Source organism: Bizionia sediminis, assembly GCF_042684585.1.
Taxonomy (GTDB): domain Bacteria; phylum Bacteroidota; class Bacteroidia; order Flavobacteriales; family Flavobacteriaceae; genus Algorimicrobium; species Algorimicrobium sediminis.
Genome location: NZ_JBHULS010000001.1, coordinates 642,034 through 666,692 on the forward strand (window position 1 = coordinate 642,034; position 24,659 = coordinate 666,692).

23 protein-coding genes are annotated in these 24,659 nt (G+C 36.4%); 15 read left to right on the forward strand and 8 right to left on the reverse strand.

Annotated features, from left to right (window positions below; all coding sequences use genetic code 11):
* The first annotated feature begins 94 nt into the window (after nt 1-94).
* Together ACFSQP_RS02840 and ACFSQP_RS02845 are read left to right on the forward strand one after the other, a co-directional pair.
* A complete protein-coding gene (locus ACFSQP_RS02840; RefSeq protein ID WP_376891611.1) occupies nt 95-706 on the forward strand; it encodes a recombinase family protein in 612 nt (203 codons plus the stop codon).
* Between the two features lie 230 nt (nt 707-936).
* Nucleotides 937-1,431, forward strand: a complete 495-nt coding sequence (locus tag ACFSQP_RS02845) for a magnesium chelatase subunit ChlI family protein (protein ID WP_376891613.1) — start codon at nt 937-939, stop codon at nt 1,429-1,431.
* A 40-nt stretch (nt 1,432-1,471) separates the two neighbouring features.
* Here the strand turns inward: ACFSQP_RS02845 and ACFSQP_RS02850 are convergent, their stop codons facing one another.
* The 4 genes from ACFSQP_RS02850 to ACFSQP_RS02865 form a co-directional block, all read right to left on the reverse strand.
* Complete coding sequence (locus tag ACFSQP_RS02850; RefSeq protein ID WP_376891615.1) at nt 1,472-2,182, reverse strand: RluA family pseudouridine synthase; 711 nt, start codon at nt 2,180-2,182, stop codon at nt 1,472-1,474.
* A 244-nt stretch (nt 2,183-2,426) separates the two neighbouring features.
* Nucleotides 2,427-3,245: a 3-methyl-2-oxobutanoate hydroxymethyltransferase gene (panB, locus tag ACFSQP_RS02855; RefSeq protein WP_376891616.1), complete on the reverse strand. Its 819-nt coding sequence runs from the start codon at nt 3,243-3,245 to the stop codon at nt 2,427-2,429.
* A gap of 106 nt (nt 3,246-3,351) precedes the next feature.
* On the reverse strand, nt 3,352-4,776 hold the full coding sequence (locus ACFSQP_RS02860) for an L-serine ammonia-lyase (protein WP_376891618.1): 1,425 nt from the start codon (nt 4,774-4,776) through the stop codon (nt 3,352-3,354).
* 99 nt (nt 4,777-4,875) lie between these two features.
* Nucleotides 4,876-5,370, reverse strand: a complete 495-nt coding sequence (locus ACFSQP_RS02865; RefSeq protein WP_376891619.1) for a hypothetical protein — start codon at nt 5,368-5,370, stop codon at nt 4,876-4,878.
* 195 nt (nt 5,371-5,565) lie between these two features.
* On the opposite strand from ACFSQP_RS02865, the gene dnaK reads away from it, so the two are divergent.
* Nucleotides 5,566-7,479, forward strand: coding sequence for a molecular chaperone DnaK (gene dnaK, locus ACFSQP_RS02870; RefSeq protein WP_376891620.1), 1,914 nt, complete (start codon nt 5,566-5,568; stop codon nt 7,477-7,479).
* Between the two features lie 262 nt (nt 7,480-7,741).
* Here dnaK and ACFSQP_RS02875 read toward each other — a convergent pair whose 3' ends face one another.
* A complete protein-coding gene (locus ACFSQP_RS02875; RefSeq protein WP_376891622.1) occupies nt 7,742-8,641 on the reverse strand; it encodes a Brp/Blh family beta-carotene 15,15'-dioxygenase in 900 nt (299 codons plus the stop codon).
* A 113-nt stretch (nt 8,642-8,754) separates the two neighbouring features.
* Between ACFSQP_RS02875 and ACFSQP_RS02880 the strand changes: the two genes are divergently transcribed.
* Together ACFSQP_RS02880 and ACFSQP_RS02885 are read left to right on the forward strand one after the other, a co-directional pair.
* Nucleotides 8,755-9,492 carry a bacteriorhodopsin-like gene (locus ACFSQP_RS02880; protein ID WP_376891624.1) on the forward strand — a complete coding sequence of 246 codons (738 nt, stop codon included), beginning with the start codon at nt 8,755-8,757 and terminating at the stop codon, nt 9,490-9,492.
* Between the two features lie 151 nt (nt 9,493-9,643).
* Nucleotides 9,644-10,591 carry an NAD(P)H-dependent flavin oxidoreductase gene (locus ACFSQP_RS02885; RefSeq protein ID WP_376891626.1) on the forward strand — a complete coding sequence of 316 codons (948 nt, stop codon included), beginning with the start codon at nt 9,644-9,646 and terminating at the stop codon, nt 10,589-10,591.
* Nucleotides 10,592-10,594: 3 nt separating this feature from the next.
* Here the strand turns inward: ACFSQP_RS02885 and ACFSQP_RS02890 are convergent, their stop codons facing one another.
* A complete protein-coding gene (locus ACFSQP_RS02890; protein WP_376891628.1) occupies nt 10,595-11,236 on the reverse strand; it encodes an alpha/beta hydrolase in 642 nt (213 codons plus the stop codon).
* A 50-nt stretch (nt 11,237-11,286) separates the two neighbouring features.
* On the opposite strand from ACFSQP_RS02890, the gene ACFSQP_RS02895 reads away from it, so the two are divergent.
* From ACFSQP_RS02895 to ACFSQP_RS02915, 5 genes are all read left to right on the forward strand, one after another.
* Nucleotides 11,287-11,718, forward strand: a complete 432-nt coding sequence (locus ACFSQP_RS02895) for a PaaI family thioesterase (RefSeq protein WP_376891630.1) — start codon at nt 11,287-11,289, stop codon at nt 11,716-11,718.
* A 69-nt stretch (nt 11,719-11,787) separates the two neighbouring features.
* Nucleotides 11,788-12,921: a chorismate-binding protein gene (locus ACFSQP_RS02900; RefSeq protein WP_376891631.1), complete on the forward strand. Its 1,134-nt coding sequence runs from the start codon at nt 11,788-11,790 to the stop codon at nt 12,919-12,921.
* 53 nt (nt 12,922-12,974) lie between these two features.
* A complete protein-coding gene (gene menD, locus ACFSQP_RS02905) occupies nt 12,975-14,723 on the forward strand; it encodes a 2-succinyl-5-enolpyruvyl-6-hydroxy-3-cyclohexene-1-carboxylic-acid synthase (protein ID WP_376891632.1) in 1,749 nt (582 codons plus the stop codon).
* Between the two features lie 70 nt (nt 14,724-14,793).
* Nucleotides 14,794-15,135, forward strand: a complete 342-nt coding sequence (locus ACFSQP_RS02910) for a DUF2853 family protein (RefSeq protein ID WP_376891633.1) — start codon at nt 14,794-14,796, stop codon at nt 15,133-15,135.
* 156 nt (nt 15,136-15,291) lie between these two features.
* Nucleotides 15,292-16,125: a CvfB family protein gene (locus ACFSQP_RS02915; protein WP_376891635.1), complete on the forward strand. Its 834-nt coding sequence runs from the start codon at nt 15,292-15,294 to the stop codon at nt 16,123-16,125.
* Here the strand turns inward: ACFSQP_RS02915 and ACFSQP_RS02920 are convergent.
* Together ACFSQP_RS02920 and ACFSQP_RS02925 are read right to left on the reverse strand one after the other, a co-directional pair.
* Nucleotides 16,122-16,418 (reverse strand): hypothetical protein, encoded by a 297-nt coding sequence (locus tag ACFSQP_RS02920; protein WP_376891636.1) that lies wholly within the window; start codon nt 16,416-16,418, stop codon nt 16,122-16,124. The genes ACFSQP_RS02915 and ACFSQP_RS02920 overlap by 4 nt on opposite strands.
* Nucleotides 16,419-16,547: 129 nt before the next feature.
* Nucleotides 16,548-17,666, reverse strand: coding sequence for a C1 family peptidase (locus tag ACFSQP_RS02925; protein WP_376891637.1), 1,119 nt, complete (start codon nt 17,664-17,666; stop codon nt 16,548-16,550).
* 51 nt (nt 17,667-17,717) lie between these two features.
* On the opposite strand from ACFSQP_RS02925, the gene ACFSQP_RS02930 reads away from it, so the two are divergent.
* From ACFSQP_RS02930 to ACFSQP_RS02950, 5 genes are all read left to right on the forward strand, one after another.
* A complete protein-coding gene (locus ACFSQP_RS02930) occupies nt 17,718-18,557 on the forward strand; it encodes a 1,4-dihydroxy-2-naphthoyl-CoA synthase (RefSeq protein WP_376891638.1) in 840 nt (279 codons plus the stop codon).
* Nucleotides 18,558-18,566: 9 nt separating this feature from the next.
* Nucleotides 18,567-19,469, forward strand: a complete 903-nt coding sequence (menA, locus tag ACFSQP_RS02935) for a 1,4-dihydroxy-2-naphthoate octaprenyltransferase (protein ID WP_376891639.1) — start codon at nt 18,567-18,569, stop codon at nt 19,467-19,469.
* Nucleotides 19,470-19,628: 159 nt separating this feature from the next.
* Nucleotides 19,629-20,306: a metal-dependent hydrolase gene (locus ACFSQP_RS02940; protein WP_376891640.1), complete on the forward strand. Its 678-nt coding sequence runs from the start codon at nt 19,629-19,631 to the stop codon at nt 20,304-20,306.
* Between the two features lie 300 nt (nt 20,307-20,606).
* Nucleotides 20,607-24,413 (forward strand): Eco57I restriction-modification methylase domain-containing protein, encoded by a 3,807-nt coding sequence (locus ACFSQP_RS02945; RefSeq protein ID WP_376891641.1) that lies wholly within the window; start codon nt 20,607-20,609, stop codon nt 24,411-24,413.
* An 8-nt stretch (nt 24,414-24,421) separates the two neighbouring features.
* On the forward strand, nt 24,422-24,659 hold a 238-nt coding region (locus ACFSQP_RS02950; RefSeq protein ID WP_376891643.1), incomplete at its 3' end, for a hypothetical protein.

Here is a 24,659-nt window from a genome sequence, read left to right on the forward strand (position 1 = left end):
TAGTAATAAATTAAAAGCGTAAAACTTGATTAATCTTAGGTTTTACGCTTTTTTTATCTTAATTTTAGGGTATAATAATAACCACCTTAAAATTATGAATAAAATTAAAGTATTATATGTTCGAGTTTCTACATTAGAACAAAAGACGGATAGACAAAGAGTAAATGAAAAAGATTTTGATTTAGTTATTGAAGATAAATGTTCTGGCGCTATTTCATTCTTTGAAAGAGAAGGCGGAAAAGAAATAAAGAAATTAATTGATGAAGGATTAATTCAGACTTTATCAGTTTGGCAAATAGATAGATTAGGTCGTGATTTAAGAGATATAATGAATACTATTCATTATTTCAATGAAATGGGTATCACTATTCATTTTGTATCACAAGGGCTTTCTACATTAGATAACGAAGGCAAAGAAAATCCTATTTCAAAAATGATTATTTCTATTTTAGGAATTGTTGGTGAGATGGAACGAAATCAAATCAAAGAACGACAAATGGAAGGAATTAGAATTGCTAAACTAAAAGGCTCTTATACTGGAAGAAAGAAAGGAAGTCGTGAAGATGTGCTTTCTTTTCTTTCAAAAGATAAAAACAAAAAAGCCGTTGAATACTTAAAAAAAGGTTTCAAAGGCGTTGAGGTTGCTAAACTAACTGACCTTAATATAAATACTATTACAAAGATTAAGAAAATGATGGTTTCATAATTCAAATCAATACAATTAAATATGATTTAATTGAAGTTAATTCATATTTAATTGTATTGAGATTAGATTAATCTAAATTAGATAGAGGTTTCTTTGAAATCTCTTTTTTTTATTCTAAACTTTTTTATTTGTAGTCATATAAATAAAAAAGTTTATAAAAAAAATGACTACAAATTATAAAAATCAGCCTACACAAAGCATAAATACCTGTTTAATAAATGATTATATGTGTGAAACAAAGTCCAAGCGGTTACTTCAACGATCCGGATGCACCCATAACCTCTTCGCCAGCAGAAATGCAACGCTATTTAAGTAAAGTATCTGGGCCTTTACTGGATAGAATTGATATTCATATAGAAGTAACGCCTGTACCTTTTGAAAAACTCTCGGACGATCGGAAAGGCGAATCTTCTGTAAGTATAAGAAAACGGGTAACAGCCGCTAGAGAAAGACAAACTTTGCGTTTTGCAGATTTGGATGCGGTGCATTATAACGCGCAAATGACAGTTAAACAAATTAGAACCTTTTGCCAGTTGGATCCCGATTCTAAAGAATTATTGAAAACCGCTATGGAGCGCCTTAATTTATCGGCTAGAGCTTACGATAGAATTTTAAAAGTGGCAAGAACCATAGCAGATTTGGAAGGAGCTGCAGCTATTAATGGTGCGCATATAAGTGAAGCCATTCAGTACAGAAGCTTGGATAGAGATGGTTGGTTGGGTTAGAATTTTCAATGATTTAAATTCAGGTGCTAATACATGCCTCTTACTCGGTTACACACGCATTCCAAACCGCATTATTTGGTAAAGGTGCCGTTATATGTATGGATGTTTTAGCTACGGGGTGTATAAATTCTAAATGCCGGGCATGCAAACTAATGCTTCCATCAGGATTACTTCGTTTAAAGCCATATTTTAAATCGCCTTTTATAGGACACCCAATACTAGCTAATTGTGTGCGAATTTGATGGTGTCTGCCCGTTTCTAAAGTGATTTCAATTAAATAGTAGGATTCTAGTTGTTTTAAAATACGGTAATGTAAAATAGCTTTTTTACTATCTGCAGATTCCTTGGTAAAGGCAGTGGATTTGTTGTTTTTCGGATTTTTACGCAACCAATGTACTAAAGTGTCTGCAGATTTTGGTGGCTTATTTTTAACCAAAGCCCAATAGGTTTTATGCGCTTTTTTATCGGCAAACAATTTATTTAAACGCGGTAATGCTTTGCTTGTTTTTGCAAATAAAACAACACCCGTAGTAGGCCTGTCTAGTCTATGAACAACACCCAAAAATACGTTTCCGGGTTTATTATAAGTAGCTTTTAAATAGGCTTTAACCACATCGCTTAATGGCTTATCGCCCGTTTTATCGCCTTGCACAATATCGCCCGCACGTTTGTTAACCACAATTAAATGGTTGTCCTCATAAAGCACTTGTAAATTGGTTTTATTGGATCGGATTTTAGATTCTGTTGACACTAATTTGTTATTAATTACCTTGAATATGAACTATGCGACTCGTTTTTTATTGAAATGCTTGAGGCATGTTTGCAACGCCATGTGTTACGTTTTAAACAGCAAATCCTTTACATACAACGAGAATCATTACAAAAATGGAAATTATAAAACAAGGTATTTATAACCGCACCTTTGTGTGGCTTCTTTCTCTTAATTTAGATAATGAAGGTTTACATGCTGTATTGCAAAACTTAAAAATACCCTATTAATATTGCTCCTCGTTATTCGGAAAATCTTCCGATTTTACATCGGTAGCGTATTGCGAGATGGCTTTAGTCATGTCCTCGTATAAATTCATATAACGGCGTAGAAAACGCGGATTGAATTCATGGGTCATGCCTATCATATCATGTAAAACTAAAACTTGGCCATCCACGCCTTTGCCGGCACCTATTCCAATAACCGGGATGCGTACGCTTTTAGCAACCTCTTCGGCTAGTTTAGCTGGAATTTTTTCTAAAACAATAGCAAAACAACCAGCTTTTTCCAGCATAATGGCATCTTCTTTTAATTTAGCGGCCTCCTGATCCTCCTTGGCACGAACCGTGTAGGTTCCAAATTTATAAATAGATTGCGGTGTTAAACCAAGATGTCCCATAACAGGAATACCCGCATGTAAAATTCGTTTAATAGAATCTTTTATTTCTTTGCCACCTTCTAATTTTACCGCATGGCCGCCACTTTCCTTCATAATTCGGATGGCCGAGCGCAAAGCTTCCTTCGGATCGCTTTGATAACTTCCAAACGGGAGATCTACAATTACTAACGCACGTTCTACAGCGCGAACTACTGATGATGCATGATAAATCATTTGGTCCAAGGTAATTGGCAATGTTGTTTCGTGTCCGGCCATTACGTTGCTAGCTGAATCGCCTACTAAAATAACATCAATTCCGGCACCATCTACAATTTTGGCCATGGTATAATCGTAAGCCGTAAGCATGGATATTTTTTCGCCTTTGGCTTTCATATCCACTAATGTTTTTACGGTTATTCGTTTGTATTGTTTTTTAGCAACTGACATAGGTTAAATGTAATTAGGTTTATTAAGTAGAGTAACAAGTAAAAATGATTGTTACCGAATGTTGTTTTTAGGTTTTAAATAGTTGTATATGGTGGTTGCAACACTATTAGCAATCGGTTAAATTAACGCTTACGGCTAAACCACCTTCACTGGTTTCTTTGTATTTAGAGTTCATATCCTGTGCAGTTTCCCACATGGTCTTAACCACCTTATCCAGAGGTACTTTTACATTTTTAGGGTCGGTTTCTAAAGCGAGTTCTGCGGCATTTATAGCCTTAATGGCACCCATGGAGTTTCGTTCTATACAAGGTATTTGAACCAAGCCGGCAATGGGGTCGCAGGTTAGCCCTAAATGATGTTCCATGGCAATTTCTGCAGCAATTAAAACCTGGTCTGGTGTGCCTCCCATAAGCTCGCAAAGGGCTCCAGCCGCCATTGCAGACGATACGCCTATTTCGGCCTGACAACCTCCCATGGCCGCCGAAATAGTGGCACCTTTTTTGAAAATGGATCCAATTTCACCTGCTACTAACAAGAACTTTTTAATGTCTTTAAAATCGGCTTGGTGGTTTTCAATAACCATATAATACATTAGCACGGCTGGAATAACACCGGCACTTCCGTTAGTTGGCGCTGTAACCACACGACCTAATGAGGCATTTACTTCGTTTACGGCAAGGGCAAAACAACTAACCCATTTTAAAATTTGGCGGAATTTTACTTCTGTTTTTCGAATGCTTTCCAACCAAGTTTCGGGTGAATTGTAGGGAACACCATTTGATAATTTTTGATGCATATCAAAAGCACGGCGCCGTACATTTAGGCCACCAGGCAAATTACCTTCGGTGTGGCAACCTACATACATACACTCCAGCATGGTGCTCCAAATACGTTTTAGTTCGAAATCGATTTCAGCTTCTTCTCGAAGCGATTTTTCGTTTTCTAAAACCACGCCAGATATGGGTAGCTGTAGTTGTTTACAAAAGTTTAATAATTGCGTCCCATTTTCAGCTGGGTACGGAAAAGTGCAATAGAAGGTTATTTTGTTGGCTTTGGAGTTTTCGCGTTCCTCTTGAACTACAAAACCACCTCCAATAGAGTAGTAGTAAGCCTCGGTTTCTTGCCCATCTATAAGCGCTGTAAAACGCATACCATTAGGATGAAAGGGTAAGAATTTCCGATTAAAAATAATATCCGTTTTGGGGTTAAAAGGAAGCGCTATTTCATTGTTAAAATGCAGTACATTGGTGTTAGTAATGGCAGCAATTATAACCTCTATGGTATCTACTGGAATCCGTTCTGGGTCGGCGCCACTTAAGCCAAGTAATACCGCATAGTCTGTGGCGTGTCCTTTACCTGTTAAGGAAAGCGAACCGTATAAATCGACGGTAATTTTTTCAACCTTATTAAAGTTGTTTTCGGCTTTTAAATCTGCTATCCAACGTTCTGCAGCACGCCAAGGGCCTAAAGTATGGGAGCTGGACGGGCCTACACCAATTTTTAGCATATCGAAAACAGAAATACACTCCATGAAGCTTATTGTTTTAAGTTTAAGCAAAGATACATTTAGTTTGGCATGTTTTAAAGAAACATATCAATATTCAAAACTGAATTTTACCAGATGCTTAACTTACCGCACGTTAAAATTAGTAATGCCATAGGCTGCTGTTACGGCCTCAAAATTGCTGTAATCAATTTTACCAACATTATCTGCCGGTACCACCACCACTCTAAAAACTTGGTTGCGCGTCCAGCTACTATCTAAAATAGCGGGGTTAACAGAGCCTTCTAAAAAAAAGCGCACGTCTGTTCTGGTAAAATCGAAATTATAAGTTAAAGTTCCTTCCGTAAAGTTGACGGTTTGTGGCAGTAAACGCCAAATTTCTTGACCATTATTTGTTTCCCATAACATGTAGACCAATGTAACATCGGAAGGGAAAATGGTAAAGCCATAAGGCCCAACAAATTCATAATTGTTTTCTGGTGTAAAATCTAATGCAATTTCAAAAGCAGGCGCAACAACCTGACCGCCGCTCGGGCCCGGAACACCCGGAGGTCCCTGGGGACCTTCGCATGAAAGCATTACAAACAAACACAATATGAGTATGGAAAATGTTTTTTTCATAACCTGTTATTTAGCGCTTAAAAATACGCATATTGCAGGTAATTACGGCGGTTTAAGGGTAATATTTTATGTGTTACTGACAAGCTGTCATATTTTTTTAGATGGCACAATACTTGACTTATACATTGCGACACAAAAAAGTAACACATGTCCGCAATTAAAACGGGCAACACAATTTTAAAATAAAGAAGTATTATGAGTAAAATTATTGGAATCGATTTGGGTACAACCAACTCTTGCGTTTCTGTTATGGAAGGTAGCGAGCCAGTTGTAATACCAAATGCAGAAGGTAAAAGAACCACACCGTCTGTTATAGCTTTCGTTGAGGGCGGTGAAATTAAAGTAGGAGATCCGGCTAAACGTCAAGCCGTTACAAACCCAACAAAAACTGTTTATTCTATTAAGCGTTTTATGGGTAATAAATTTTCAGAGTCGTCCAAGGAAGTAGGCCGTGTACCTTATAAAGTGGTAAAAGGCGACAACGATACACCGCGTGTGGATATTGATGGACGTTTGTACACACCTCAAGAATTATCTGCTATGATTCTTCAGAAAATGAAGAAAACCGCAGAAGATTATTTAGGACAAGATGTAAGCCGTGCCGTAATTACAGTACCTGCTTATTTTAACGATTCGCAGCGTCAGGCTACTAAAGAAGCTGGCGAAATTGCTGGTTTAAAAGTAGAACGTATTATAAACGAGCCTACTGCAGCAGCGTTAGCTTACGGTTTAGATAAAAAAGGTACCGATCAAAAAATTGTAGTTTTTGATTTTGGTGGTGGTACGCACGACGTTTCTATACTAGAATTAGGCGATGGTGTATTTGAGGTACTTTCTACAGAAGGCGATACTCATTTAGGTGGTGACGATGTGGATGAAAAAATAATTGATTGGTTAGCAGAAGAATTTAAAGCCGAAGAGGACATAGATTTACGTAAAGACCCTATGGCTTTACAGCGCTTAAAAGAGGCTGCTGAAAAAGCTAAAATTGAATTGTCATCTGCTGCACAAACAGAGGTAAACTTACCTTATGTGACGGCAACAGCAAGCGGACCAAAACACCTTGTACGTACGTTAACACGTTCAAAATTTGAGCAATTAATTGACGATTTAGTAAAACGCACGATTGCGCCATGCGAATCGGCTTTAAAAGCAGCTGGTATTACTAAAAGCGACATCGATCAAATTATATTAGTTGGTGGTTCTACACGAATTCCTGCTGTTCAAAATGCCGTTGAGAAATTCTTTGGAAAAAAACCAAGTAAAGGTGTAAATCCAGATGAAGTTGTTTCTTTAGGAGCGGCTATTCAAGGTGGTGTATTAACCGGCGATGTTAAAGACGTGTTGTTGTTGGATGTTACACCATTATCGTTAGGTATTGAAACTATGGGTAATGTTATGACCAAGCTTATTGAAGCTAACACAACAATTCCTACAAAAAAATCGCAAATATTCTCTACTGCCGCAGATAACCAACCCTCTGTAGAAATACATGTATTGCAAGGCGAGCGTGCTATGGCAGCAGACAATAAAACAATTGGCCGTTTCCATTTAGATGGAATTCCACCAGCAAAACGTGGTACACCGCAAATTGAAGTAACGTTTGATATTGATGCTAATGGTATTATTAAGGTATCAGCAACAGATAAAGCGACAAACAAATCGCAGGATATTCGTATTGAAGCATCTTCTGGTTTAACAGAAGAAGAGATCCAGAAAATGAAAGCAGATGCCGAAGCTAACGCTGAAGCCGACAGCAAAGCGAAAGAAAAAGCTGAAAAATTAAACGCAGCAGATGCTATGATTTTTCAAACGGAAAGTCAGCTGAAAGAATTTGGTGAAAAATTATCTGACGATAAGAAAAAGCCAATTGAAGAAGCACTTGAAGAATTGAAGAAAGCTTACGAAACAAAAGATATCGCCGTTATCGATCCAGCTTTAGAGAAAATAAACGAAGCCTGGAAAGCAGCTAGCGAGGAAATGTATAAAGCACAAGCTGAAGGCCAACAAGGCGGACAGCAAGCTGGTCCAGATGCAAACGCTAATGCAGGTGGCGATACAAATCAAGGAAGCGACGTTGAGGACGTAGATTTTGAAGAAGTGAAGTAAGCAACAAAATCATTATTTGGTATACCAATAATGTATAAATAGCTTAAGTAGGCCAAACAGTCAGCTTAAGTTTAGAAGTATCAAAAACGCAATCAACCCTATAATAACGGGTAGGTTGCGTTTTTTTTTTTTTTTTTGTGTTAAAAAGTTGATTAAAGGTAAAAACTCAATTTTCGTAATAATTAATTTAAAAAGTTTAAAAGCCCATATCTATAAGGGTTTTACTGTTTTATAACTGGATTAAATAACGGTATTTTACGTATTAAGAATTGGGGGTTTTATGTTTTTCAAACATTTTTTTAATTACCAGAGCGTGCGGGAATGTTACAGCTGCAATAAAAGCAAATATAATACCATAAGGAATGGTTGTGTCGCCAAAAATATAAATTAAAGAGAACAGCGCAACAATAGAAACTAACCAATAAGGAAGTGCTTTTTTTATATAGGCGATAATTGTTTTTTTAGTAAACCGCCCATATATAAAATGTATTTGCTCGTAAAGCGAAGGAAAACTATGCCAAATAATAAAATACAAGGCAAAGCCCCAAATTAAAGTAGATACCTTAAAAACAATAGCAAAAACAACTAAATAAAAGAACTCTTTTAATACAACTAATTTAAAGGTTACCGAATGAGCCGTTAAATACAAACTTATTCCCAATAAAGCAGCTGCTATTATACAAAAGGCTATTAAAATCGCGTTGGTGCCTATGACAATGTTTGAGATTGATTTAATAATTTGAATCACTTCCAAACTATTTAAAACAAATAATAAGAAAAGCACGAATAAGCCATAAATAAAATAGAACAGTTGTTTGTGCCATTTTAAAACGTTTAGGCTTTTGCTTTCCCAATGTTGTTCACCAAAATGATAAGCACTAAATAGTATAAATAATACGAGTGCCAATGCAGGTATGAAAATAAATAAGGTTGCCGCTGCAAGTACAGTAGCAATGTATATGGCAATCACTTTTAAAAATGACTGTGTCCTTTTTTTATTGGAAATAACATCAATTAGTAACATATCATTGGAACCGTGAAGCATGCCAAAAGAAAAAATGAGAATAAAGCCTAATATAACTTCATAGGTGTCTGGAATGATCGATGTTAACCACAAACCAATAAAACTAAATACTATTAAAAGGTTGTAAATCTTATTCATAATGAATCTGTTTAATCAAAAGTAGGCATTATTATTTTACTTACCATGTTAGTTTTGTTTAATATTTTGTATATTTACTTAAACAATATTAATATTAACTAAATACATTTATCATGGAAAAAATGTCAATTTTATTGAGTGTAGTGCCAAAAATAGATCCTACGGACTATGTTGGCTTTACGTTTTTTGTTGGTGCAATGGCAATGATGGGGGCGTCTGCGTTCTTCTTTTTGTCGTTAAGTCAGTTCGACCGAAAGTGGCGAACGTCAGTATTAGTCTCCGGACTTATTACATTTATTGCCGCCGTGCACTATTTCTACATGAAAGACTATTGGTCAGCTCACATGGAGTCGCCAACGTTTTTTAGGTACGTAGATTGGTTTTTAACAGTGCCTTTAATGTGTGTTGAGTTCTTCCTTATTCTGAAGGTTGCAGGAGCTAAAACAAGCCTAATGTGGCGTTTAATTGGATTATCTGTAATTATGTTAATAACTGGTTACCTAGGTGAAGCCGTATTTACTAATCAAGCGGAGCTTTGGGGCGGTATCTCGGGTGTGGCTTACTTTGTAATTGTGTATGATATTTGGTTAGGAAAAGCTAAAAAATTAGCCGTTGCTGCAGGTGGTGATATCCTAAAAGCGCACAAAATTTTATGTTGGTTTGTTTTAGTAGGTTGGGCCATTTACCCATTAGGTTACATGTTAGGAACCGAAGGTTGGTACACGAGTATTATTGGAACTGGAAGTGTAGATATTGTTTACAATATTGCAGATGCCATTAATAAAATAGGTTTTGGACTTGTTATTTATGCATTAGCTATTAAAAAAACGGATAATAAAGTAATTAGTTAAAATTAAAGTTTGAATTTAAAAGCGCAAGTTCCAACACTTTTTGGGGCTTGCGTTTTTTTTTATACTACAAATCGAACCAAATAATTTTTTGGAAACTATGCATGCATAATATATTCTATTATATTTGTTATCGTATATTAAAAACAGTGCTATGACAACCCAACTGACTACAATGCTTAAAATAAATCATCCCATTATTATGGCGCCTATGTTCTTGGTTTCCAATACCACCATGGTTATTGAAGGGATGAAAAGCGGTATTGCAGGTTGTATTCCAGCCTTAAACTATAGAACCTTAGATGAATTACGCGCTTCTATAAATGCGTTAAAAGCAGCTAAAGTGCCCGGTGGGTCGTTTGGATATAATTTAATTGTAAATAAATCCAACGTTAAGTATCAGGAGCAATTACGCGTTATTTGCGAGGAAGGTTGCGATTTTATAATTACCTCTTTAGGAAATCCAGAAGAAACCATAAAGAAAGCCCATGCTGCAGGAATTAAAGTATTTTGCGATGTAACCGATTTACATTTTGCTAAAAAAATAGAACAGTTAGGCGCCGATGCTGCCGTAGCTGTAAACAACCAAGCTGGTGGGCATCGGGGTAATTTATCGCCACAAGAACTAACCAGTTTACTACATAAAGAATTAAATATTCCTGTTATTTCTGCTGGAGGAGTGGGTTGTAAGACAGATATAAACACCATGTTAAGCTATGGTGCTGTTGGTGTGTCTGTAGGTAGTCCATTTATTGCATCTCAAGAGGCTGGTGTTACGGACGACTATAAACAAGCCTGTGTGGATTATGGCGCGGATGATATTGTAATGACCGAACGTATTTCCGGAACACCGTGTACAGTAATTAACACACCTTATGTGCAGAAAATTGGTACAAAATCAACCAGATTGGAAAAGCTTCTAAATAAAAACAAAACCCTAAAAAAATGGGTAAAAATGATACGTTTTTATATCGGGATGAAAGCTACTGAAAAAGCGGCCTTACAAGCCACCTATAAAACAGTTTGGGTTGCCGGACCCAGTATTGAACACACCAAAGCTATTTTACCCATACGGGACATAATTAAAAATTTAACGCATTAGCAGTTATACCAGACTGTTAATTATAGCCGTATTTACAATATGTTTACCTTCAAAAGGGAGTATTTTTAGGCGTTTGCCAAATAATGTGCGGGCGCGTTCGGTTTCGTGGGCTATTCGCGCATCCGTTAAATAAGGATCGTCGGTGCCATAAACGAGAGTAACGCTGGTAGTTTTTGGCAAGTATAGAAAGTCCGCTGCCGTTAACTCTTTAGGGATACCACCAGAATGTAATATTAATTGCGCGCACGTTTTTTGGCGTTTAGCTAAATACCGCATCGCAATGCTAACACCCTGCGAATACCCTAAAACAATCAAGTTTGTTGAATCTGGTAGTGCTTCTTTTTTAAATATAGCATCTAAATACCGCATAAGGTTATCGGTGTCCGTTACTGTATTTTCTTTTGTAAGCCAGCAAGCGCCTACATGTTTAAAATCTGTTTTAATATAGTATTTGCTTGGTGCTTGGGGCGCAATAATATAATTTTCGGAAGCAGGTAAGGTTTTGAAGTATTTTAAAAAATACCGACTTAAATACCCCATACCATGGCATACCAACCATACATTTTTTGTGGCGGCTGTTAGTGCGTTTAAGGTTGAATAACTATTAGTGGTGTTGTAAGATATTTCTTTTTCCGTAGGATTCATTTCTAGTAAGGGTTTCGTATTTTTGCAAGGATACTAAAATATGTAATGTTATGGTCAATTCGAAAGCAGCCAAACTTAAAGAAATAAATGCGGTTTGCAAAAATACCTTAATGGAAACGCTAAATATTACTATTTCCGATTTTGGGGACGATTACTTAATTGCTAAAATGCCTGTTAACGCCCGAGTATATCAACCCGATGGGGTTTTGCATGGTGGTGCCACGGCGGCTTTAGCTGAAAGTGTTGGTAGTTTTGCTGCCCATATTTTTTCAAATTTGGAAGAGGTTTTTATTAGAGGTATTGAAATTTCTGCAAACCATTTAAAAAGTGTAAGTGACGGATATGTTTATGCTAAAGCAACCTTTTTACACAAGGGAAGAACGACGCAATTGTTGGATATTCGGGTAACAGACGATGCCGATAATTTAATTTCTGTTTGCAGATTAGCGACGATTTCGCTACCAAAAAAAGGAAAAAATTAACCGCATTGCTTTCTATTTTTTAAGTTTCAAAACAAGCTATAAAATAGCTTAATAACCAGACATACGTTTATGACATTTTCTGTTTTCTTCGAAGAAATTCAAAATCAATTTGCTCAAAACTTACCTTTAGTTGCCTATAAAATGGGGCAAGAGGCGCCAATTAAAGCTTTTTTGCAAGAAAATGATCGCCTTTATAAAACAAGCAGTTTTGAGGAAAGTGGCTTTGTATTGGCACCGTTTAATTTGGAGCAAGGAAGCATTTTAATACCGAGCATGCATGCCAAAATGCTCACAACTTCTGCTGTAAACCCCGACTTGAGTAGAGACGCAAATATTGCTTTAAAAAACACCTTAGAAAATCCGTCTGCACGTGAAAAAGAAGCGCACATTGAGCTTATAAAAAAGGGAATAACGGCCATACAAAATAAGGAGTTTACCAAGGTGGTTTTGTCCAGACAGGAGCTTCAGACTGTAAATAAAAATTCGGCTCTAGATATTTTTACATGGCTTTTACAATCCTACCCGTCGGCCTTTGTTTATATCTGGTTTCATCCCAAGGTTGGTTTGTGGTTAGGAGCTACACCCGAAACCTTGCTGCAAATTGAAAATAAGACTTTCAAAACCATGTCTTTAGCGGGTACACAAACTTACAAAAACACCAATAGCATAACTTGGGGAGCTAAAGAATTGGATGAACAAAATATTGTAACCAAGTTTATAACTGCCCAATTAGCGCCGTACCTAACGAACCTAACAGTATCAGATACCGAAACAATACGTGCAGGAAACTTATTGCATTTAAAAACTCTTATAACGGGGGAGCTTTCAAATATGCAGACCAACTTAAAAAATATTATAGCGGCACTGCATCCAACACCTGCTGTTTGTGGTTTGCCTAAAGAGGCAGCCAAAACGTTTATAAATAGCCAAGAAAATTACGACCGCGAATTTTATACTGGCTTTTTAGGGGAATTGCATGTTAAAAAAATACAAAGCAGAAATACCAACCGCAGGAATGTGGAAAACAACGCATATGCCCATATAAAAACGGTTTCCAACTTGTTTGTAAATCTGCGTTGTATGCAAATAAAAGATAAAACAGCTTTAATTTATGTGGGCGGCGGTATTACCCAAGATTCCAATCCAGATAAGGAATGGGAGGAAACTGTGGCAAAGTCGGCTACCATGAAAAAGGTATTATAATAGTTTTTTATCCGTTAGCTATTTGTTATTTTTACAGTTAGATTTTAGCCCTCATGCAATACCCAACAATACCTTTAGCACAAACCTTAATTTTGCTTTTTAAAGCAAAGGAAATACAACATATTGTTATCTCCCCAGGAAGTAGAAATGCACCTGCTACAATTGGTTTTACTCAAGATCGGTTTTTTAAGTGCTACAGTATTGTGGATGAGCGTTGTGCCGCTTTTTTTGCTTTGGGCATTGCCCAGCAAATTAACAAACCTGTAGCCGTTGTGTGTACATCTGGAAGTGCTTTATTAAATTACTATCCGGCAGTTTCCGAAGCTTTTTTTAGTAATATTCCGCTGGTTGTGCTATCTGCCGACAGGCCAGCCTATTTAGTGGGTATTGGCGACGGACAAACTATAAATCAGCGTGATGTTTATAAGAACCATGTTATTTACACAGCCAATTTAAAAGCACAACAAGATTTAGAATTAGCTGCAGAAACCACCAGCACTTCAGGAAGTACGGACCATTTAGCATCCTTGGATTCTGAAATGGATGCCTTGCAAAAGCAAAATGAAATTGAAATAAATAACGCATTAAATGCGGCTATTTCTAAAGGAGGTCCCGTTCACATAAACGCACCATTTCATGAGCCTTTATACCATTTAACCGATACTTTGGCCGTAAACCCACAGATTATTCCACCTTTTAAACAGTCTGGTGCTATAAGCCTTTCAAAAATTAACGACCACCTTAATATTTGGAATAAAGCCACCAGAAAAATGATATTAGTAGGCGTAAATCCGCCAAATAGCATCGAGCAGCAGTGGTTAAACCAGCTAGCAGCGGATCCTAGTGTGATTGTTTTTACTGAAACGACTTCAAACATTCATCATCCTGCTTTTTTTAACAGCATCGATACCATAATAGCATCTTTAAATGATGCCGATTTTAAAGCGCTGCAACCGGAGGTTTTACTCACATTTGGTGGTTTAATTGTTTCAAAAAAAATAAAGGCATTTTTACGAAACTACAAGCCTAAAACACATTGGCATGTAGATTTGCACCAGGCTAACAATACATTTTTCTGTTTACAAACACATTTTAAAACCACTCCAAATCAATTTTTTAAAACGTTTTTACCGGAAACTAAAAAATCGGTTGCTAGTAGTTATCAAAGGTATTGGCAGGACGTAAAAACACACCGGTTACAGCGACACGATTTATATTTAAAAGAAATTGGGTTTTCAGACTTTATAGCGTTTCATACAATATCTAAAAGCTTACCAACTAATAGTATCTTGCATTTAGGAAACAGTTCTACAATTAGGTATTCCCAACTTTTTAAAATAGCCCCAGAAATTCCAGTGTATTGCAACCGGGGAACAAGTGGTATTGACGGTAGTACATCTACAGCTTTGGGAGGTGCCGTAGTGCAGGATAAACAAACCGTATTTATAACAGGCGATTTAAGCTTTTTTTACGATAGTAATGCCCTGTGGAATAACTACATTCCTAGTAATTTCAGGATACTAATTATTAATAACCAAGGCGGTGGTATTTTTAGAATTCTTCCAGGCCATAAGAACTCCGAGAATTTCGATAATTTTTTTGAAACCACTCATAATCACACGGCAAAGCAACTAGCTGAAATGTACAATTTTCAGTACCAAACCGCGCATACTAATAAGGAGCTTGTAACAGTTTTACAGGATTTTTATGAGGCTTCAGATAAACCAAAAATTTTAGAAATTTTTACGCCAAGAACAGATAACGATAAAATTTTGTTAGACTATTTTAAATTCGTTAGCTAACCAATCTATTTTGTTATAAAATTTTAACAAAAATGTGTATATTAAGACTTTAATTAAAACCAATATACACATGAGTAAACGAGATGATTTAATTGCAAAGTATGCAGCCGATTTAAAGGACAAACTTCATGTAAACCCAGACATGGATTTGCTAACTAAAGTAACCATTGGTTGTGGTCCTTCTATTTACAACGCCGACGCCGCAACAGTTTCGGGTTCCGATGCGTCTGAATTAGCCACAGTTAAAAACAACTTTCTAATTAAAAAATTAGGTCTTAAAGACGGTCCAGATTTAGATAACGCAATGGCAACTGTAATGGAACAGTATGGCAAATCCAACCGAAATAAATACCGGGCTGTAGTTTATTATTTACTGGTTAAGCATTTTAAAAAAGAAGCGGTTTACGCCTAATGCTTTTTATGAAATAAGTACGCTTTTTATGCATACCTGTGTTTAACGCCGCGCTAACTATCGTGGCGTTTTTCATTGTAAAACAAGTCTTTGTTAAAGCGGTCAAAAGGCTGGGGCTTCTACCATTAATATCGTTTAAAATATTACCTTTGCGCTATGATAAAAATTGGAGAATACAATACATTGGAAATTATCCGAGAAACAGAACCCGGATTATTTTTGGAGGATACAGAAGGTAACGAAGTTTTATTACCAAACCGTTATGTGCCAGAGGAATTTAAAATTTGGGATAAAATAGAGGTTTTTGTTTATTTGGACAACGAAGAACGCCTGGTTGCCGTAACAGATAAACCCTACATTACTCGTGGCGAATTTGCCGTGTTACGATGTAATGCTGTTACAGAATTTGGTGCCTTTCTAGACTGGGGAATGGTTAAAGAATTGTTTTGCCCTTTTAAGGAACAGGCCTTTAAAATGAAACAAGGTGGCTGGTATTTGGTTTACTGTTTTTTAGATGAAGAAACCAACAGACTTGTGGCCTCTAGTAAAACCAACCAATTTTTAGACAATAAAGACCTTACCGTGCAACAATTTGAAGAGGTGGACTTAATAATTTCGCATCCCTCGGATATTGGTATGAATGTAATTGTTAATAAAAAACACCAAGGTTTAATTTTTAATGACGACATTTTCCAGGATCTGTCTGTTGGCGACCGCCTAAAGGGATACGTTAAAAAAATAAGACCTGGCAATAAGTTGGATATTGTTTTAGGTAAAATAGGCTATCGAAATATAGAACCAAATGCCGATGCCATTATGAAAGAATTGCAAGACAACGGAGGCTATTTAAACCTTACCGATAAATCAGATCCTGACACCATTAAAAGCGTGCTCCAAATGAGTAAGAAAAGTTTTAAAAAAGCCGTTGGAACACTTTACAGAAAAAAACTTATTGACATAAAGGACGACGGTATTTATTTGGTTTCTTAACGGTCTTTATTGGTTACTTCTTCTTGAATCCATGTAACGGCAGGTATTAATGTAGTAAAAAGCCGGCGTTTCATTTTTTCGAAAAAATAATTTTCAAAATCAAAATTTATGCTAACAACTAAATCGTCTGTAACTACCGCAATAGCTACTACATTTGGTAGGGCTTTTTCAAGCTTTTTGGCATCTATAGGGATGCTGCTGTAGCTATTTATTTTGTTTATAACAATTCCAAAGTGTTTGCTAATGGGATAAAATAATTTACTTTCCTGAATAATTTCTTGTAGCTGGCTCATGGTAACATGCGCGTTTGCTTCATATTCAATGACTACAAAATCTTCAAAGAAATAAAAATTACCTAATTAAATTGTATTCTTTTTTAATGCTTTTTTGTAGGTAGGTATTACGGATTCTTTTGGACATGGTTATGGCATTAATTTCTTTTTAATCGCTTTAGGAAGCCCGTCTTTATGAAGCATTACAGAAATAGTTTTTAAGCGCATAAACGACTCACTCATATACACATAGCCGTTGTTAGCTACACGAGTTTGGTCAGTACCCCAGGAGTTTTTCACTTTGTAATATATAGTACCGTTTTGATCTGTTACAATACCGGTAATATGCATTAAATGATCGTCTGTAGTAGCATAGCTTGTAAACGCTTGTTGCCTGTAGGCTTGGGTAATATGTTTTTCTGGACGAATACTAATTATGGCCTCGGCTGCCGTGCTTTCTACTTCTGGAATTACAGCAATGCCGTGTTTTGCCGAAAAAGTTGTTTCACTCACATCGCAGTCTAAAGTAAGCGTAAACCCGTTTTCCAAAGCCTCATTAATTATAGTTATTAAGGTGTCCAATGGCACATTAAAAAATTTACCATTCGAAAAATTATCTGGAATATTTAAAATAAACGATTCGTAAAATGGTTGGTGGGTAAAAGATGTAATGCTAACGTACTGATCGGGTTCAATTTTAGTTAATTTTTGAAACGATTTTGCTGTGTAGTGTTTCCCCTCATACAAAAAACTATCGGTAGGTTTCCCCATATACGTATCTAGAATGTTTTCAATTACCGGTTCCCATTTTGGCGATAAGCGTTTACCGGGGTTACTAACATAAACATCCAAAACACCTTTTAATACGGCAGCCATTTCGGCGTGATTATGGTTGGTTTTATTGCTTTCTAAACCACTGTAAACAGCTTGAGGTACCAAACCATGTTGGGCAATGCTGTTCATAACATCGTGTGCCAAACCACCTTCGCTAAACTGGGCTTTACCTTGGCGCATAATATAGTTCCAAGCTTTTGCAGGATAGGTGTGGCGTACCTGGTACATTTCAGAAATATCTATATGGTTACCTGTTAACCTAATGATTTCGCTTTCTAAAAAAGAAACAGTTGAAAAACTCCAACACGTTCCTGTGTTACCCTGACTTATAATTTCTGTTGTTTCTAAATCGATGAGCGTTTTAAATTGATAGGACTGACTAAAACCAGTATAAAAACAGAAAAGATAGGCGCCTAGGTACAGAATTGTTCGCATGCTATTAACTTGTTAGGTAAATAATAATTATTTTTGTCAAAAATAAATAAAATGAGTGAAGCAAATTGGAAAACAGCCAAGGAATACGAGGATATTACCTATAAAAAGTGCAACGGCGTTGCCCGAATAGCCTTTAATAGACCAAATGTAAGAAATGCTTTCAGACCAAAAACGACCAGCGAATTATACGATGCGTTTTACGATGCGCATGAGGATGTAAATATTGGTGTGGTTTTATTGTCTGCCGAAGGACCATCAACAAAAGATGGTGTTTACAGTTTCTGTTCGGGAGGCGACCAGTCTGCGCGTGGCCACCAAGGTTACGTGGGCGATGATGGGTACCACCGACTAAATATTTTAGAGGTGCAGCGCCTTATTCGTTTTATGCCAAAAGCGGTAATAGCTGTAGTGCCTGGTTGGGCTGTAGGAGGCGGACACAGTTTACATGTGGTTTGCGATTTAACACTAGCCAGTAAGGAACATGCCATTTTTAAGCAAACCGATGCGGACGTTACCAGTTTTGATGGTGGCTATGGTTCGGCCTATTTGGCTAAAATGGTTGGTCAGAAAAAAGCACGCGAAATTTTCTTTTTAGGGCGCAATTATTCCGCTCAAGAAGCTTTTGAGATGGGAATGGTTAATGCCGTGGTACCTCACGATAAATTGGAAGCCACTGCCTACGAATGGGCTCAAGAAATTTTAGCCAAATCGCCAATTTCCATAAAAATGCTAAAATTTGCTATGAACTTAACAGACGATGGTATGGTAGGGCAGCAGGTTTTTGCTGGCGAAGCTACGCGATTAGCGTACATGACTGACGAAGCTAAAGAAGGTCGTGATGCCTTTTTACAAAAGCGCAAACCTAACTTTCCTAAAAAATGGATTCCTTAAAAAGAAATTATGCCAAAACTTAAACACTGGGTGTCTGCCGCACGGGTTAGAACACTACCATTATCATTATCCGGTATTATTTTAGGTAGTTGCTTTGCAGCTTATAACGGTTTTACTAACTGGGCTGTGCTTACATTAGCAATATTAACCACTGTAGCACTGCAAGTATTATCTAATTTTGCTAACGACTATGGCGATGGTATAAAAGGTACCGATAATGACGAACGTGTGGGGCCGCAACGAGCGCTTCAAAGTGGTGCTATTGCGCCCGAAGAAATGTTTGAAGCCATAAAAATTAACATTCTCATTATAATAGCTTTAGTAGTAGCGCTTTTATTTAGTGCATTCGGATTGCAGAATTTTCTGTACACGGTGCTGTTTTTATTTTTAGGTGGCTTATCGGTTTATGCAGCTGTAAAATATACCGTAGGCGATTCCGCTTACGGATACAAAGGCCTTGGCGATGTTTTTGTATTTTTGTTTTTTGGTTTGGTAAGTAGTTTAGGCACTTATTTCTTGTTTACCTTAACCATAGATCATGTAATTATTTTACCAGCTTGTGCTATTGGCTTATTAAGCGTAGCTGTTTTAAATTTGAATAATATGCGCGATATTAATTCAGATATAAACGCGAATAAACGCACCTTGGCAGTAAAATTGGGCTATAAAAATGCTAAAAAATATCATTATGCTTTGGTAGGTAGCGCCTTGTTGTTAGCGGCTATTTTTGCCGTTTTATATTATGTGTCGCCTTTTAACTTGCTTTTCTTAATTATGTACATCCCATTAATTAAGCATATGATATATGTAAAGAAAACCGAAAATCCAGCGGCTCTGGACTCGGAGTTAAAAAAAGTAGCCATAGCTACCTTCTTAATGGCCATACTTATGGGTGTGGGTTATATAATATAGTTTAAGGTATTTAGTCCTTTAAAGTTCGCAAAACTTTTGTATTTTTAAAAAAGGCTACTGGCAACTATTAATTACGGCAGTATAAAACAGCTGCAAAACCTATAACCGTGGCCTAGTTTAAAAGATTTTATTAAAACGTATTTAAAAAATAAAAATAGAATGAAAATTACGTATTACGGTCATGCTAGTTTGGGAATTGAAGTGGATGGTGTTCATATTATGGTAGATCCGTTCATTTCGGGAAATTCGCAAGCTAAACACATTGACATAAATAGTTTAAAAGCCGATTATATTTTGCTAACCCATGCACACCAAGATCATATATTGGATGTAGAAGCCATTGCAAAAAATACAAACGCTGTTATCGTTTCAAATTTTGAAATTGTTACGTACTTTCAAAATAAAGGCTTTGAAGGGCACCCCATGAACCATGGTGGTAGTTGGGATTTCGAATTTGGTACGGTAAAGTATGTTAATGCCATTCATACATCGTCATTTCCAGATGGCAGTTATGGCGGGCAACCAGGTGGATTTGTTATTGAAAGCGCCAAAAAAAACATTTACATTGCCGGCGATACTGCATTAACTATGGACATGAAACTTATTCCTATGCAAACAAAATTGGACCTGGCAGTGTTGCCAATTGGCGATAATTTTACCATGGGAATTAAAGATGCCATTATAGCAAGCGATTTTGTAGCATGCGATAAAATACTAGGCTACCATTTCGATACATTTGGTTATATTGAAATTAACCACGAAGAGGCGAAACGATTATTTTTTGAGAAGAATAAAGATCTTATGCTTCTGCCAATAGGCGAAAGTTTGGAGCTGTAAGCGCTGTTGTAGCGGCAATGAAGCACAATAATAAAAATAATTACAAAAAGCTTATCTAAAACGTTGCATACAGGCATTTTATGATAAGCTTTTTTTTATGTCTACCATTCTTGCAGCCAACATAAGTTGTGCCTAATCTGGAAATCGGGCTAAAATTGAACATGTGCACTAATAAAACCAACGCACAAACAGCACATTTATTTTTTTGCCAACCCGAAATGCCAAAGCTAAAAAAATAAAAGAGCTGTTTTTTGCCAACGCGCGGAATAATCTTAAATTTGAGAAAAACATCAAAGATATATGAGCTTATTTCAGAACTCTGTTCTAAACAACTATTTAAAAGGATTGGAGTCCGAAAAAGTTACGCAAGCATACGAGCGTTTTACAAGTCATTTCCATAATCCAACCATACAAGAAAACATTCGAAACTCAAAAGAGGAACAATATCAAGGCGAATTTCTAATTGACCTTTTCGTGAATGTTTTGGGTTACACAAAAAACCCAACACCTAATTTTAATCTCACAACGGAATTAAAAAACATAAAAGGTTCTAAAAAAACAGATGGAGCCATTTTATCAAGGGGTTCAAACGCCTTGGTTAAGGCACTTGCAGTTATTGAACTAAAAGGAACAAATATAACCGATTTAAGCAAGGTAGAAACCCAAGCATTTGGATATAAAAACAACCAACCAGGTTGTCATTATGTCATTACTTCCAACTTTGAAAAACTGCGTTTTTACATAGACAACGCAGTCGACTTTGAGGAATTTAATTTGTTTCAACTCACAAAAGAACGTTTCAACATCCTTTGGCTTTGTTTGTCAGCAGACTATCTTTTAAAAGACATTCCCAAAAAAATCAAAGACGAATCCCTAACCCAAGAGGAAAACGTAACCAAAAAATTATACAAAGATTACGCTTCTTTCAGAAACGAGATTTTTGATGCCATCCAAAAAGAAAATCCAGCATACGACAAACTAACCTTATTCAAGAAAACACAAAAATTACTCGACCGTTTTCTATTCATCTTCTTTGCAGAAGATAGATTATTACTACCACCAAACTCTATTCGTTCAATTGTAAACCAATGGACGGATTTAAAAGACAAATACGACGAATATTTCCCATTGTACGACCGATTTCAAAAGTATTTCGGTTATATGAACACAGGTCACAAAGGACAACAACATGATATTTTTGCCTATAATGGTGGGCTTTTTGCACCCGATGATATTTTAGATAACATTAAAATAAATGACGAGTTACTTTACAAACACACCCTTAATTTAAGTAACTACGATTTTGAAAGTGAAGTAAGTGTAAACATTCTCGGACACATATTTGAACATTCCTTAAACGACATTGACGAAATTCAAGCAGAAATTCAAGGAGTTACATCGGACCAAAGTAAAACCAAACGTAAAAAAGACGGTGTTTTTTATACGCCAAAATATATTACCAAATACATTGTAGATAATACCGTAGGCAAACTATGCGAGGAAAAGAAAATGGAACTCGACATTCAAGAAGCCGAATACGAGAAAGAACGTAGAGGACGAAAAACAGCGACTTTAAAAAAACTATCTCAAAAATTAGAAGATTATAGAAACTGGCTATTGCAAATTACCATTTGCGACCCAGCTTGTGGCTCTGGTGCTTTTTTAAACCAAGCCTTGGAATTTCTAATAGCAGAACACCAATATATCGACGAGTTGCAAGCCAAACTATTTGGAGATGCCATGGTATTGAGCGAAGTAGAAAATGCCATTTTAGAAAACAATATTTATGGAGTTGATATTAACGAAGAAAGTGTAGAAATTGCCAAACTCTCACTTTGGTTACGAACTGCTCAAAAAGGCAGAAAACTAACGGCATTAAACAACAATATAAAATGTGGTAACAGTTTAATTGACGACCCAACAGTAGCAGGCGATAAGGCCTTTAATTGGCAACGGGAGTTTCCAGATGTTTTTAAAGAGAAACATAAAAAAGCGTATCATATCACAACGGCGCTTTACGATAGTCGTACCTCGCAACGCATGATAGATTATAAGGTGAGAGAACGCAGAGAACTAGGCACCAATCCATTACCTAACTATACAAAGCTTACCACCGAAGAAGAGATTATAATTACACAAGAAATAATAGCCATTGCCAAAGAAAAGCAATTACAGATAATGGCCTATAATATCTGTGGAGACCATATACATTTACTACTAGTATGTGAAGATACCGAAGTAAGTAACATCGTAAAAACGATAAAAGGAAGAACAGCTAGAGTACACAATAGCAACAAGGGGATTAATCCCCTTGTCCAGAAAGAAAAGGAAAAAAGCATATCATTATGGACACAAAAGTATGGCTGCAAAGCCATAAAAGATGATGAGCAACTGTACAATACAATTGCTTACATACAAAACAATAGAACCAAACACGAGTTGCCCTATAACAAAGAACTGCAGTCGCTTACAGAAAACCCTATCCTGAATCTTGACTATGACACAGCCTTTGCCACCCAATACAAAGGCGGTTTTGATGTGATTATTGGGAATCCGCCTTATGTGCGAAAACAAGGTTTAATGGAACATTATCCCGAAATGTGCGCGTTTTACGAAACAAACTATCAATCTGCTACGGCAAACTATGATATTTATGCGTTGTTCATGGAAAGAAGTTTTGACTTGATAAATGCCAAAGGCATTGTATCCTATATTCTACCGCACAAATTTTTAGTAACCGATTTTGGGGTGGGAATTAGGCAATTTTTCAAAGAAAAACAAGCAGTGGAAAGCATCTTGCATTTTGGTTCCGAAATGGTATTTGCCGATGCCTCGACCTACACATGTATTATCAATCTAGATAAGGCAAAAAAGGAAAGCGTTCACTTCAAAAAAATAAACCCACACGAACTGGCCATACCTTTCGAATGGGATTATATGTTGTATGATAATTTAAATGAACAAAATTGGGATTTACAGAGCCAAAAAGTTTTTGATACAATAGATACCTTAAAACAGCAGCCTTACACGGTGGATGATGTGTTTGATAGGATTTTCGTAGGAATGCAAACAAGTTTAGATGCTGTGTATGTTTTTGAAGGAAAGGATATGGGGAGTTACATTCAGGGGTATAATCGTAAATTTGATTACGAATTTGAGATTGAAAAGGAATTGGTGAAGCCTATTTTGGGTGGTAAAGATGTAATACGTTACGATTATTGTAACAATCCCAACTTTGTTTTATTTCCTTATGAAAAGGATGGAACAGCAGTAAAAGAAGAATATATTAAAAATCATTTACCAAAAACATATGCGTATTTAAAACATTTTGAAACTGAAATACGAGGAAGAGAAAAAGGTAAAATGGATATTGACGAAGGTTGGTTTTTGTATATCTACCAAAAAAACCACGAAAAATTTCCATCCCCAAAAATCATGACGAGAGAAATATCTCTTGGTTGTAACATGACGTATGATGAAAAGGGAGAGTTTTATCATAATACAAAAGTTTATTCTTTTGTGAAAAATGAAAAATTTAAGGTGGATGATAAATTTTACCTAGGCATACTAAACTCAAAAGTCATGTGGTTTTTCTTGAAAAATACAGGTTCGGAATATAGAGGTGGTTATTTTGTGTTCAAGACCAACTATTTAAAACCTTTTCCGTTGCCAGCTATTCCAGAAAATCCAAATGGCATTATAGACAAAGTAAAAACAATTCTTTCTCTAAACAAACACTACCAAACCCTAGAAGGTGCTTTTATAGATTTACTACAAAGCAAGTTTTCCGTACCTACGGACAAGGGGTTAAAACCCCTTGCAATCAGCAAAAAACTCCAAAACTGGCACGAATTAGATTTTGCAGAATTTTTAAAAGAATTAGAAAAAGCCCGTAAAAAAGAGGCGAAAAACGCCAACAAGGGGTATAAACCCCTTGCATTACCAGAACAAGCCGAATGGATGCAGTACTTCAACGAGCAAAAGCAAAAAGCCATCGAATTAAAATCAGAAATTGAGAAAACCGACAAAGAAATCGATGCCATGGTGTATGCTTTATATGGCTTAACTGATGATGAGATTCAAATTGTAGAAGAGGCAACTCAATAAAAAGCGTCTTGCCAACCCTCACATTTGAACTAAATAACAAACACTACCAAACCCTAGAAGGTGCTTTTATAGATTTACTACAAAGCAAGTTTTTCGTACCTACGGACAAGGGGTATAAACCCCTTGCAATCAGCAAAAAACTCCAAAACTGGCACGAATTAGATTTTGCAGAATTTTTAAAAGAATTAGAAAAAGCCCGTAAAAAAGAGGCGAAAAACGCCAACAAGGGGTATAAACCCCTTGCAG

Bases quoted from the DNA above. Each gene is read 5' to 3' on its own strand.
- ACFSQP_RS02840 (WP_376891611.1), top strand. From the start codon at position 95: ATGAATAAAATTAAAGTATTATATGTTCGAGTTTCTACATTAGAACAA.
- panB (WP_376891616.1), bottom strand. From the start codon at position 3,245: ATGTCAGTTGCTAAAAAACAATACAAACGAATAACCGTAAAAACATTA.
- ACFSQP_RS02860 (WP_376891618.1), bottom strand. From the start codon at position 4,776: ATGGAGTGTATTTCTGTTTTCGATATGCTAAAAATTGGTGTAGGCCCG.
- ACFSQP_RS02865 (WP_376891619.1), bottom strand. From the start codon at position 5,370: ATGAAAAAAACATTTTCCATACTCATATTGTGTTTGTTTGTAATGCTT.
- dnaK (WP_376891620.1), top strand. From the start codon at position 5,566: ATGAGTAAAATTATTGGAATCGATTTGGGTACAACCAACTCTTGCGTT.
- ACFSQP_RS02875 (WP_376891622.1), bottom strand. From the start codon at position 8,641: ATGAATAAGATTTACAACCTTTTAATAGTATTTAGTTTTATTGGTTTG.
- ACFSQP_RS02880 (WP_376891624.1), top strand. From the start codon at position 8,755: ATGGAAAAAATGTCAATTTTATTGAGTGTAGTGCCAAAAATAGATCCT.
- ACFSQP_RS02885 (WP_376891626.1), top strand. From the start codon at position 9,644: ATGACAACCCAACTGACTACAATGCTTAAAATAAATCATCCCATTATT.
- ACFSQP_RS02890 (WP_376891628.1), bottom strand. From the start codon at position 11,236: ATGAATCCTACGGAAAAAGAAATATCTTACAACACCACTAATAGTTAT.
- ACFSQP_RS02895 (WP_376891630.1), top strand. From the start codon at position 11,287: ATGGTCAATTCGAAAGCAGCCAAACTTAAAGAAATAAATGCGGTTTGC.
- ACFSQP_RS02900 (WP_376891631.1), top strand. From the start codon at position 11,788: ATGACATTTTCTGTTTTCTTCGAAGAAATTCAAAATCAATTTGCTCAA.
- menD (WP_376891632.1), top strand. From the start codon at position 12,975: ATGCAATACCCAACAATACCTTTAGCACAAACCTTAATTTTGCTTTTT.
- ACFSQP_RS02910 (WP_376891633.1), top strand. From the start codon at position 14,794: ATGAGTAAACGAGATGATTTAATTGCAAAGTATGCAGCCGATTTAAAG.
- ACFSQP_RS02915 (WP_376891635.1), top strand. From the start codon at position 15,292: ATGATAAAAATTGGAGAATACAATACATTGGAAATTATCCGAGAAACA.
- ACFSQP_RS02920 (WP_376891636.1), bottom strand. From the start codon at position 16,418: ATGAGCCAGCTACAAGAAATTATTCAGGAAAGTAAATTATTTTATCCC.
- ACFSQP_RS02925 (WP_376891637.1), bottom strand. From the start codon at position 17,666: ATGCGAACAATTCTGTACCTAGGCGCCTATCTTTTCTGTTTTTATACT.
- ACFSQP_RS02930 (WP_376891638.1), top strand. From the start codon at position 17,718: ATGAGTGAAGCAAATTGGAAAACAGCCAAGGAATACGAGGATATTACC.
- menA (WP_376891639.1), top strand. From the start codon at position 18,567: ATGCCAAAACTTAAACACTGGGTGTCTGCCGCACGGGTTAGAACACTA.
- ACFSQP_RS02940 (WP_376891640.1), top strand. From the start codon at position 19,629: ATGAAAATTACGTATTACGGTCATGCTAGTTTGGGAATTGAAGTGGAT.
- ACFSQP_RS02945 (WP_376891641.1), top strand. From the start codon at position 20,607: ATGAGCTTATTTCAGAACTCTGTTCTAAACAACTATTTAAAAGGATTG.